General features: G+C 75.5%; 10 protein-coding genes. 6 read left to right on the forward strand and 4 right to left on the reverse strand.

Annotated elements, in window-relative coordinates; translation table 11 throughout:
- Nucleotides 1-16 precede the first annotated feature (16 nt).
- A complete protein-coding gene (locus tag RM555_RS26455) occupies nt 17-418 on the forward strand; it encodes a ChaB family protein (protein ID WP_311414281.1) in 402 nt (133 codons plus the stop codon).
- Between the two features lie 63 nt (nt 419-481).
- Here the strand turns inward: RM555_RS26455 and RM555_RS26460 are convergent, their stop codons facing one another.
- Nucleotides 482-1915, reverse strand: coding sequence for an aldehyde dehydrogenase family protein (locus RM555_RS26460; RefSeq protein WP_311414282.1), 1434 nt, complete (start codon nt 1913-1915; stop codon nt 482-484).
- Nucleotides 1916-1985: 70 nt separating this feature from the next.
- Between RM555_RS26460 and RM555_RS26465 the strand changes: the two genes are divergently transcribed.
- Nucleotides 1986-3590 (forward strand): phytoene desaturase family protein, encoded by a 1605-nt coding sequence (locus tag RM555_RS26465; RefSeq protein WP_311414283.1) that lies wholly within the window; start codon nt 1986-1988, stop codon nt 3588-3590.
- Nucleotides 3591-4163: 573 nt separating this feature from the next.
- On the opposite strand, the gene RM555_RS26470 is transcribed toward RM555_RS26465, so the two are convergent.
- The 3 genes from RM555_RS26470 to RM555_RS26480 all read right to left on the reverse strand — a co-directional run bounded on the left by RM555_RS26470 (nt 4164) and on the right by RM555_RS26480 (nt 6476).
- Nucleotides 4164-4931, reverse strand: a complete 768-nt coding sequence (locus RM555_RS26470; RefSeq protein ID WP_311414284.1) for a polyprenol monophosphomannose synthase — start codon at nt 4929-4931, stop codon at nt 4164-4166.
- A 118-nt stretch (nt 4932-5049) separates the two neighbouring features.
- Entirely contained in the window at nt 5050-6051 is a 1002-nt protein-coding gene (locus RM555_RS26475; protein WP_311414285.1) for an SDR family oxidoreductase, read from the reverse strand.
- Nucleotides 6048-6476, reverse strand: a complete 429-nt coding sequence (locus RM555_RS26480) for an SRPBCC family protein (RefSeq protein ID WP_311414286.1) — start codon at nt 6474-6476, stop codon at nt 6048-6050. The genes RM555_RS26475 and RM555_RS26480 overlap by 4 nt, the downstream gene beginning before the upstream one ends.
- A 285-nt stretch (nt 6477-6761) precedes the next feature.
- Here RM555_RS26480 and RM555_RS26485 point away from each other — a divergent pair, with 285 nt between their 5' ends.
- Genes RM555_RS26485 through RM555_RS26500 form a run of 4 tightly spaced genes read left to right on the forward strand, consistent with a single transcriptional unit; the run spans nt 6762 to nt 11240 of the window.
- A complete protein-coding gene (locus tag RM555_RS26485; RefSeq protein WP_311414287.1) occupies nt 6762-8423 on the forward strand; it encodes an HAD-IIIA family hydrolase in 1662 nt (553 codons plus the stop codon).
- The gene (locus RM555_RS26490; RefSeq protein ID WP_311414288.1) at nt 8420-9397 is read left to right on the forward strand and encodes a glycosyltransferase; all 978 of its coding nucleotides are present in this window, start codon (nt 8420-8422) and stop codon (nt 9395-9397) included. The genes RM555_RS26485 and RM555_RS26490 overlap by 4 nt, the downstream gene beginning before the upstream one ends.
- The gene (locus RM555_RS26495; protein ID WP_311414289.1) at nt 9382-10596 is read left to right on the forward strand and encodes a glycosyltransferase; all 1215 of its coding nucleotides are present in this window, start codon (nt 9382-9384) and stop codon (nt 10594-10596) included. Before RM555_RS26490 ends, RM555_RS26495 begins: the two co-directional genes overlap by 16 nt.
- The gene (locus tag RM555_RS26500; protein WP_311414307.1) at nt 10593-11240 is read left to right on the forward strand and encodes a D-sedoheptulose-7-phosphate isomerase; all 648 of its coding nucleotides are present in this window, start codon (nt 10593-10595) and stop codon (nt 11238-11240) included. The genes RM555_RS26495 and RM555_RS26500 overlap by 4 nt, the downstream gene beginning before the upstream one ends.
- The last annotated feature ends 4 nt before the right edge of the window (nt 11241-11244 follow it).

An 11244-nucleotide genomic window follows, 5' to 3' on the forward strand; every position in this document is an offset into this window, starting at 1 on the left:
CGCGGAGGAGGACGAGATGCCCGGGCGCGAGGTACTGCCCAGCACGCTGCGACGCTCCCCCAAGAAGGCGCAGCGCACCTGGGAGAAGACGCACGACTCGGCCGTGGAGACGTACGGCGAGGGGGAGCGGGCGCACCGCACCGCCTTCGCCGCCGTCAAGCACGAGTTCGAGAAGGTCGGCGACCACTGGGAGCCCAAGGGCCGCAAGGGGCCGAGCGACCGCCAGGCGGCCGGCGGCGGACCGGAGCGCCGGGCGCCCACCGCCGGCGGGGTGGACGCCAACGCCACCAAGGACCACCTGATGAAGGTGGCCCGCAAACTGGACGTGCCCGGCCGTTCGACCATGACGAAGCCCGAACTGGTCAAGGCCATCGAGAAGGCGAACAACCGCCAGACCGCCAGGGCCCGCGGCCGCTGAGGCCACCTTCCGGGTACGCGACGCGGGGGGCTGTCCGGGCGCGGACAGCCCCCCGCGCGTGTCTCACCAGTGTCCGCCGCCGGGTGCCTCGATGTGCACCGCCTTCGTCGCGGTGAACTCGTCCAGCAGTTCCGGCCCGTAGCCGAAGCCGTGCCCGCTGCCCCGGCGCGGGTGCGCGGCACCGCCCGGCGCCCCGCCGAACACCGCGTTGACCTTCACGGTGCCCACCGGCAGTTCCCGCCAGGCGCGCTGGGCGTGACTCATCGATCCGGTCAGCACCGTCGCGGCCAGCCCGTACGGGGAGTCGGCGGCGCACCGCAGCGCCTCGGAGAACGAGTCGACGGCCACGATCGGGGCGACCGGCCCGAACGTCTCCTCGCGTACCACCGTCATGTCGTGCCGGCAGTCGGTGAGCACGGTCGCCGGGTAGAACGCCCCCGGTCCGTCGGGCAGCGTGCCGCCGGTGCGGATCCGCGCGCCCTGCGCCACCGCCGCGGTCACCTGCCCGTGCACGTGGTCGCGGTGCCGCCGATCCACCAGCGGCCCCAGTTGGGTACGCGGGTCGCCGCCCGGGCCCGTCCGCAGCTCCGTGGCCCGCTCCACCAGCGCCAGCGCGAAGTCCTCCGCGACGTCCCGGTGCACGTAGATCCGCTCCACCGCGACGCAGATCTGCCCCGCGTTGGCGAACGCGCCGAGGGCCGCCTGCCCGGCCGCCCACACCGGGTCGACGTCGCCGTCCACGACGAGCGGATCGCTGCCGCCGTTCTCCAGCAGCACCTTCGCCCCGGTCCGTGCCGCCGCGGCCGCGATGGCCCGCCCGGTGGCGGTGGAGCCGACGTGGGCGACGACGTCCACCTCCTGGGCGGCCAGCGCCGCCCCGACCTCCGGGCCGCCGGTCAGCAGCGACAGCACCCCGGGCGGCAGCGCGGAGTCGAGCGCCTTCGCCAGCAGCCAGCCGGTCGCCGGGGTGCGCTCGCTCGGCTTGTGCAGCACCACGTTGCCGGTGACCAGTGCCGCGCCGAGCAGCCCGCAGGAGACCGCCACCGGGTCGTTCCACGGGGTGATCGCGGCGACCACCCCGCGCGGCTGCGGCGTCATGAAGTCGAGGGCGTGGGTGGCGCCGTGCAGGGTCCGCCCGCCGCGCACGGGGGCGAGTTCCGCGTACTGTCGCAGCGTGCCGATCCCCGCCTCCACACCGCCCCGGGCGTCCGACAGGGGTTTGCCCATCTCGGCCGTCGTGGCCCGGGCCAGGTCGTCGGCCACCGCCGCCACGGCGTCCGCCGCCCGGTGCAGGGCCGCCGCCCGTTCCGCCGGGGCGGTCGCCGCCCACTCCGCCGCGACGCCGCGCGTCGCCTCCACCGCCTTGCCGACCTCGTCGGCCGTCGCCACCGGCGCCGAGCTGACCGGGGAGCCGTCGGCCGGATCGTGTACGACCAACTCGCCACCCTCGCCGCCCGCGCCCCACACTCCGCCTATGAGCTGCGCAACCGTGTACATGGCAGTGCATGCCCCGGCCCCGGCGCGGCAAACGCGTTTCGCCCGGTTGCTGGCCGGGTAGGCGGATCGGATGAGTTCGCCCGGCGCGGAGAGCGCGGACGCCGTCATCGTGGGAGCAGGCCACAACGGCCTGGTCGCCGCCAATCTGCTCGCCGACGCCGGCTGGGACGTGCTGGTGCTGGAGGCCACGGAGACCCCGGGCGGGGCGGTGCGCTCCGCCGAGGTGACGGCCCCCGGCTACCTGAGCGACCTCTACAGCTCCTTCTACCCCCTCGGCTACGCCTCGCCGGTGCTGCGCGGGCTGGGGCTCGACCGGTACGGGCTGCGCTGGCGGCACTCCCCGGACGTGCTGGCCCACCTGCTGCCCGACGGCCGGGCGGCGGTGCTCAACCGCGACCCGGAGGCCACCGCGGCCTCGCTGGAGGCGTTCGCCCCGGGCGACGGCAAGCGCTGGCTGCACGCGTACGACGACTGGCGCCAGGTGGCCGAGCCGATGCTGGAGAGCATCACCAGGCCGTTCCCGCCGGTGCGCGGGGGCCTGACCCTGCTGCGCCGGCTGCGCGTGTCGGGGGCGCTGCGACTGGCCCGGCGGCTGGTGGTGCCGGTGCGCAAGCTCGGCGACGAACTCTTCGAGGGCGAGGGTGGCCCGGTGCTGCTGGCCGGCTGTGCCCTGCACACCGACCTGTCGCCCGAGGAGGCCGGTTCCGGCGTGTACGGCTGGCTGCTCGCCATGCTCGGCCAGCAGGTCGGCTGGCCGGTGCCCGACGGCGGCGCCCAGAAGATCACCGACGCGCTGGTGGCCCGGCTGACCGAGCGGGGTGGCCGGATCCTCTACGGTGCGCACGTCGACCGGGTGCTGACCGCCCGCGGCCGGGCGATGGGCGTGCGTACCGCCGGAGGCGCACTCTGGCGGGCCCGCCGCGCGGTGCTCGCCGACGTCCCCGCGCCCGCCCTCTACCTGGACCTGGTCGGCGCGGCGGCGCTGCCGCCCCGGCTGGTGGAGGACCTGGCGCACTTCCGCTGGGACGGCTCGACGCTCAAGGTGGACTGGGCGCTGTCGGCCCCCGTGCCGTGGACCAACCGGGCGGTCGCCGCCGCCGGCACCGTGCACCTGGGGGCAGACCTGGACGGCCTCACCAGCTACGCCGCCGCGTTGGCCCGCAAGGAGATCCCGCGCGATCCGTTCCTGCTGCTGGGACAGATGTCGGTGGCCGACCCGAGCCACTCGCCGCCGGGTACGGAGTCGCTCTGGTCGTACACCCACCTGCCGTTCCGCCAGAAGTGGCGGGCCGAGGAGATCGCCGCGCACGTCGAGCGGATGGAGCAGGTCCTGGAGGAGGCCGCGCCAGGCTTCCGCAGCCTGATCGTGGGGCGGCACGTGGCCGGGCCGGCCGACCTGGAGGCGGGCGACCCGAGCCTGGTCGGCGGCGCGCTGGGCGGCGGCACCGCCGCCGCGTACCAGCAGCTGTTCCTGCGCCCGATCCCCGGCCTGGGCCGCGCGGACACCCCGGTGGACCGGCTCTTCCTGGCCAGCGCGTCGGCGCACCCGGGCGGCGGCGTGCACGGCGCCCCCGGCGCGAACGCGGCCCGCGCCGCCCTGGCCCGCGACCGCGCCCTCACCGGCCCGCTGTACGCGGCCGGGATCGACGCCGCGCACCGCGCGATCTACCGCTGACCGCCAGCACGGCGAAGGCGACAAGCTCGCGCCGTGCGCCGTGCGCCGGGCGCGTGCCCGCCAGCGGATTGTGGGCGAAGTCGTTGACGGACAGTAAGGGGAGTGCTGGCCGCGCGGGTCGCTCGCCGCACCCTTTGCTCTGCATCCATATACGCAACGGTTGCTGCGGGTAACGATGTGCGGGCGAGTCCGCCGCACCGACGGCGAGTCAGCCCCAGGTCAGCGACGTGGTGCGTCCGTGGCTGCAGAGCAAAGGGCGGAGAGCGGCGATCCCTGTGCGGGGCCGATGGTCACGGAAGGTGAGGGTTACGCTCCGAAATCGCGGTGCCGGGTGTCGGACGTTCCGCGCGGCGGACGGCCGGGAGCCAAGGTCGCCCGTCCGCCGCTCGCTGCCGCTACCGGCTCGCCGCCTCTACCGCTCGCCTTGGCCCTTGCCCCACCCGTCCGTCGTCCTCCGCCGTTCGCCTGCCGCCCCGGGCCCGGCCCGCTGAACGGAACCCGGGACCAGGGCAGGACGTGGCGTGGCGTGGCAGCGTGGCAGGGCGGGGCGGCACGGCGGGGGTTCGGGTCGGGTCAGCGCTCGATGTTGCGGTGCTTGCTGCGGAGCTTGAACGGCATCAGCGCGCTCTCGATCTTGGTCGCGGTGGTCATCTTGGACGCGCCGTCGCGCCGCTCCTCGAAGCGGATCGGCACCTCCAGGATGGTGTGCCCCAGCTTCGTGGCCAGGTAGTGCATCTCCACCTGGAAGCTGTAGCCGTTGGACTGCACCCGCTCCAGGCCGATGTCGCGCAGCGCGTCCGCCCGCCAGATCTTGAAGCCGGCGGTGAGGTCGCGGATCCGGACCCGCAGCAGCGTGTGCACGTAGAGGTTGGCCCAGCCGCTGAGCGCCCGCCGGTAGAGCGGCCAGTTCTCGTCCAGCTCGCCGCCCGGCACGTAGCGGGAGCCGATCACGACGCCGGCCTGGGTGGAAAGCAGCGCGCCGAGCATGCCCGGCAGCGCCTCCGGCGGGTGCGACAGGTCGGCGTCCATCTGCGCCACGTACTCCGCGCCGCCCTCGAGGGCGCGTCCGATGCCGTCCACGTAGGCCCGGCCGAGGCCCTCCTTGCCGGCCCGGTGCACGACCTCGACCCGGTCGGGGTGCTCGATGGCCAGCTTGTCCGCCACCTCACCCGTGCCGTCCGGCGAGTTGTCGTCGGCGACCAGGATCTTCAGGCCCGGCAGCGGCAGGGCCAGCAGCCGCTCGACCAGCACCGGGAGGTTGCCCGCCTCGTTGTAGGTGGGAACCACGACGGTCAGGCGTGCGTCCCGCCACGGCACGGGCAACTGCACGGGTTCGATCATGTCGGACATCCTCGGTCGGCGGACAGGGCTCCCTCAGAGCGTAGCCAGTTGCCACATCCGGGTCGAAAAGGCCACCCCTACCGCCCCGTCTTCCGCCCCGACGAGGGCCCGTTCCGGGTCAGCGGAGGCGGCGGGCCAGCGCGGTGAGGGCCACCGCCAGGCCCGCCAGGGCGGCGCCGGAGACGGCCGGCTTGTGCGTACCGATCCACAGGGCGGCCGAGCGGCCCCGGGCCCGGTCGGTGAACACGCCCTCCGCGCCCCGGTCCCGTTCGTCGTCCCCGGGACGGTCCAGGTTGTCCCGCCAGGCGGCCGGGTCGATCGGGGTCTCGGTCTGCTGGCTGTCGTAGCCGTCGCGGGCCAGCTTCCGGTCGAGCAGGCCGGGGGCGAGGACGTCGCCGAGCCGGGCGCGCCAGGTCGGGCCACCCACGTTCAGCTCGCGCGGCCCGTGGTCGGCCGCCCAGACGATCGCCTTCGCGGCCACCTCGGGTGCGAAGATCGGCGGTACGGGCTGGGGGTGCCGGGGCAGCCGGGTGCGTACCCAGGAGAACTGCGGGGTGTTGATCGCCGGCAGTTGCACCATCGACAGCTTCACGCCCGGGCAGTCGTGCAGCAGTTCCGCCCGCAGCGAGTCGTTGAAGCCCTGGACGGCGTGCTTGCTCGCGCAGTACGCCGACTGCAACGGGATCCCGCGGTAGGCCAGCGCGGAGCCGACCTGCACGACCGCGCCCCGCCCACGTGCCCGCATGTGCCGCAGCGCCGCGAGGGTGCCGTGCACGGTGCCGAGATAGTTGACCTCGGTGACCCGCCGGAACTCGGTGGCCGGGATCTCCCACGCCGGGGCGAAGACCGAGACCATCGCGTTGTTCACCCATACGTCGATGCCGCCGAAGCGGTGCACCACGTCGTCGGCGGCCTGCTGCACCGCCCCGGCGTCGGCCACGTCCACCCGGTAGGTGCGCACCTCCGAGGCGCCCAGCTCCCGGCAGTCGCGCTCGGCGGCCGCCAGCCCGGCCTCGCCGCGGGCGAGCAGCGCGAGCCGGGCGCCGCGCTCGGCGTACCGGCGGGCGACCGCCCGTCCCACGCCGGCGCTCGCACCGGTGACCACCACGGTCTGCGTCATGCGTCCGCCTTCTGCCGCCTGGCGATGTCGGCCAGCCGGGTCAGGGTCTCCTTGTTGCGCTGGTGCAGCACCAGGTCGTTGATCTTGTTGCGCACCCAGTGCAGCGGACCGGCGGCGAAGTCCTCGCCGAGGCGTACCCGGGTGGCGTCCGCGCCGACCGCTTCGAGGGTGAACACCACGATGGCCTCCCCGGCCGGCCAGAGGCCGGCGCGGATCACCAGCCGGCGCGGCGGGTCACAGGTCAGCACCGTGGAGACGTCGTGCAGGGAGAACGGCCACGGCCCGGCCTTGTGGTGCAGTTGGCTGCCCACCCGGGGCCAGGCGTCGTCCACGTCGCGCACGTGCACCGTGCCCACGACCCAGTCGCTGTACGTCCACCCGTCCGCGAGCACCGCCCAGACCTGCTGCGGGGAAGCTTTGATCACTTTCTCCACAATCGCCACTGCGCTCCCATACCCCGGGTGCGGTCGGGGCTAACGGTGCCGACGGGTTAGCTTCTCCCGGGCGACGGGTAACGGCACCTGCGGGCCGGCGTGTCGGCGCCGCCGGCGTACGACGCGGCGGGCGCGTCCGGGACGACGTTTACTCCCCGGGGCGCCGGGAACCCGCCGGCTGTGCGACAGGACCAGGTGGAGCCGGATCAGCGCAGGTCAGCCCGGGTTTTTGCCGGCGCTGGCGCGGCGGGGTCCGGGCCCGTCCTGTTCGACGCGGTGCTGCTGGACCGCGACGGCACCCTGATCGAGGACGTGCCGTACAACGGCGACCCCGAGAAGGTACGGCCGGTGCCGGGGGCGCGAGCCGCCCTGGACCGGTTGCGGGCGGCGGGCCTGCGGCTGGCGGTGGTGACGAACCAGTCCGGCCTGGCCCGTGGCTTGTTCACCGGGGCGCAGATGCGGGCGGTGCACGCCCGGGTCGAGCGGTTGCTGGGGCCGTTCGACGCCTGGCTGGTGTGTCCGCACGACGACGGCGACGGATGCGGGTGCCGCAAGCCGGCGCCGGGGCTGGTGCACGCCGCGGCGCGGGAGCTGGGCACCGTGCCGGCGCGGTGCGTGCTGGTGGGGGACATCGGCCGGGACATGATCGCGGCGTCGGCCGCGGGCGCGTCGGGGATCCTGGTGCCCACGCCGGTGACCCGCCCGCAGGAGGTGGCCGCCGCCCCGCAGGTGGCCCCCGATCTCCCGGCGGCGGTGGCGGAGATCCTGCGCCGCCAGGCGGCGGTCGACCCGGCCACCTACCGGCAGGCCGGCACCGGCACCGACACCGCACGACGCGGCGGCCGGCGCCGGGCGGGAACGGTGCTGGTGGTACGCGCCGACTCGGCCGGGGACGTGCTGGTGACCGGGCCCGCCATCCGCGCCGTCGCCGCCCACGCCGAGCGGGTGGTGCTGCTGTGCGGGCCCCGGGGACGCGCCGCGGCGGAACTCCTGCCCGGCGTCGACGAGATCGTCGAACACCGGCTGCCCTGGATCGACCCCGCGCCCGACCCCGTCGACCCCGCCGACATGCGTCAGCTCGCCGACCGGCTCGCCGCCGTGCACGCCGACGAGGCGGTCGTCTTCACCAGCTTCCACCAGTCGCCCCTTCCCCTGGCCCTGCTGCTGCGCCTGGCCGGAGTCGGACGCGTGAGCGCCATCAGCGACGACTACCCGGGCAGCCTGCTCGACGTACGGCACCGCGTGCCGGCCGGCGTACCCGAACCGGAACGCGCGCTCTCCCTCGCCGCCGCCGCCGGCTTCGCCCTCGCCGACCACGACGGACCCGCCCTGCGCCTGCGTCCGGCGCAGGCGCCGCCGCCGGAGGTCGGCGCGTCCGGCTACGTGGTGCTGCACCCCGGCTCGGCGGCGCAGGCCCGGGGCTGCCCGCCGGAGCTGGCCGCGCGGGTCGCCCGCGCCCTGACGGCCGCCGGCCACCGGGTGGTGGTCACCGGCGGCGCCGACGAGCAGGAGCTGACCGCGCGGGTGGCCGGCGGCGTCGCCGTCGACCTGGGCGGGCGGACCGGCCTCGCCGGGCTGGCCGCGACGGTCGCCGGCGCCGGCGCGGTCGTGGTCGGCAACACCGGCCCCGCGCACCTCGCCGCCGCCCACGGGGTGCCGGTGGTCAGCCTGTTCGCCCCCACGGTGCCGTTCGGGCAGTGGGGGCCGTGGCGGGTGCCCACGGTGCGCCTCGGCGACGCGGAGGCCGCCTGCCGCGACACCCGGGCGGCGCGCTGCCCGGTGCCCGGACACCCCTGCCTCAGCAACGTCGACCCCGAGGAGGTCGTCGACGCGCTGCGACTGCTCGGGGTGACCCCGTCAGCTCGGTCGGGGCCGCCCACCGGTAGCCCGTCCGCCGGCGGGCCGACGCTGGCCACCATCGGCGGGAGCGGCGGATGAACCTGCTCCTGTGGCACGTGCACGGCTCCTGGACCACGTCGTTCGTGCACGGCAAGCACCGGTACCTGGTGCCCGTCACCCCGGACCGGGGCCCCTACGGCCTCGGCCGCGCCCGCACCTACCCGTGGCCCGACACGGCCGTCGAGGTGACCCCCGAGCAGTTGCGCACCGCCGACGTCGACCTGGTCGTCCTGCAACGCCCCGAGGAGATCGACCTCGCCGAGCGGTGGCTCGGCCGGCGGCCCGGCCGCGACGTACCCGCCGTCTACGTCGAGCACAACACGCCCAAGGACGGCGACGTGCCCAACAGCCGGCACCCCATGGCCGACCGCGACGACCTGCTCGTCGCGCACGTCACCGGGTTCAACGAGCTGTTCTGGGACACCGGCGCCACCCGCACCACCGTGGTCGACCACGGCATCGTCCCTCCCGCCACGGAGTATACGGGCGAGCTCGAGCGGCTGGCGGTGGTGATCAACGAGCCGGTACGCCGGGGGCGGGTCACCGGCACCGACCTGCTGCCCCGCTTCGCCGAGATCGCCCCGCTGGACGTCTTCGGCATGAAGGTGGCCGGGCTGGCCGAGCACCTGGGCCTGCCCGCCGACCGGCTCACCAGCCACGACGACCTGCCCCAGCACCGGATGCACGCCGAGTTGGGGCGGCGGCGGGCGTACCTGCACCTGTGCCGGTGGACCTCCCTGGGGCTGAGCCTGATCGAGGCGATGTCCATCGGGATGCCGGTGGTCGCGCTGGCCGCCACGGAGGCGGCGATGGCGGTGCCATCGGGGGCGGGCGCGCTGTCCACCCGGCTCGACACCCTGCTCGACGCCGCCCGCCGGTTCGTCGACGAACCGGCGGAGGCACGCCGGGCGGGGGAGCGGGCCCGCGCCGCCGCCCGGGACCGCTACGGCCTCGACCGTTTCCTCGCCGACTGGGACCGGCTGCTGGAGGAGGAAGTATGCGCATCGCGATGATCTCGGAGCACGCCAGCCCGCTCGCCATCCTGGGCGGCGAGGACGCCGGCGGTCAGAACACGCATGTCGCCGAGCTCTCCGCCGCGCTCGCGGCCGCCGGACACGAGGTGCGGGTCTACACCCGACGCGATGCGGTGGACCTGCCGGTGACCGTACGCAGCGCCGACGGCTACGACGTGGTGCACGTCCCGGCGGGGCCGGCCGAGCCGGTCGCCAAGGACGCCCTGTTGCCGCACATGCGGGAGTTCAGCCGCTGGCTGGTCGACCGGTGGCGGGGCGGCGACTGGATGCCCGAGGTGATCCACGCGCACTTCTGGATGAGCGGCCTCGCCGCGCTGGCCGCCAGCCGGCAGACCGGCGTTCCGGTCGTGCAGACGTACCACGCCCTGGGGGTGGTCAAGCGGCGCCACCAGGGCGTGCAGGACACCAGCCCGGCCCGCCGGATCGGCTACGAGCGGGAGCTGGGCCGGGCCGTCGACCGGGTCATCGCCCAGTGCCGCGACGAGGTCGGCGAGCTGGTCCGGATGGGCGTGCCCCGGTCCCGGATGACGGTCGTGCCGTCCGGGGTCAACCTGGGCACGTTCGCCCCGCTGGGGCCGGCCGCCGAGCGGGAGGACGGCCGGCCGCGGATCCTGACCGTCGGCCGGCTGGTCGAGCGCAAGGGCTTCCAGACCGTCGTGCGGGCGATGGCGTACGTGCCCGAGGCCGAGTGCGTGGTCGTCGGCGGCCCGCCCGCCGGCCTGCTGGAGACCGACCCGTACGCCCGCCGGCTGCGCGCCCTCGCGGTCAGCTGCGGGGTCGCCGACCGGGTGCGACTGGTCGGCGCGGTGCCCCGCGAGGAGATGGGCCGCTGGTACCGCTCGGCGGACGTCCTGGTGGCCGCCCCCTGGTACGAGCCGTTCGGACTCACCCCGCTGGAGGCGATGGCGTGCGGCGTGCCCGTGGTGGGCACCGCCGTCGGCGGGATCAAGGACACCGTGGTCGAGGGCGTCACCGGCGACCTGGTGCCGGCCCGGGACCCGCGTGCGCTGGGCGCCGCGATCCAGGGGCTGCTCGACGACCGGATCCGCCGCTTCGCGTACGCGACGGCGGCGCGGGAACGGGCCCGGCGGCGGTACTCCTGGGCGGCCACGGCGGAGCGGCTGGTGGAGGTCTACGGCGACGTGGCGGTCCACCGGCCGACCCGGGTGGTGGCCTGATGGCGGCACCCACGCCGCTGGACGCGCACCTGACGAACCTGGCGGCGGCGCTGGCGCCCTTCCGGCGGCACGAGACGCTCCTGGCCCGGTGGGGGGAGGCCCTCGCGCGTCGGCTGGTTGACGGCGGCCGGCTGCTGGTGGCCGGCAACGGCGGCAGCGCCGCCGAGGCCCAGCACCTCACCGCCGAACTCGTCGGGAAGCTCCGCGACGACCGCCAGCCCCTGTCCGCCATCGCGTTGCACGCGGAGACCTCCGCGATGACCGCCATCGGCAACGACTACGGCTACGACGAGGTCTTCGCCCGCCAGGTACGCGCCCACGGCCGCCCCGGCGACGTCCTGCTGCTGCTGTCGACCAGCGGCACCAGCGCCAACCTGCTCGCCGCCGCCCGGGCCGGCCGCGACAGCGGGCTCACCTGCTGGGCCCTGACCGGCCCCGCCCCCAACCCCCTGGCGGAGCTGTGCCACGACGTGCTCGCCGTCGGCTCGGTCGACAGTCAGGTCGTGCAGGAACTCCACCTCGTGACCAGCCACCTCCTCTGCGAGTACGTCGAGCGGGCGCTGCCGGTGGCACCCGCCGCGCCCGTACGGACCGGGGTCGAGGTGGTGCTCGACGGCGGTGCAGGTCAGCAGGTCCAGGCGTGATGAG

It is taken from the genome of Micromonospora reichwaldensis (genome assembly GCF_031845925.1).
Taxonomy (GTDB): domain Bacteria; phylum Actinomycetota; class Actinomycetes; order Mycobacteriales; family Micromonosporaceae; genus Micromonospora; species Micromonospora reichwaldensis.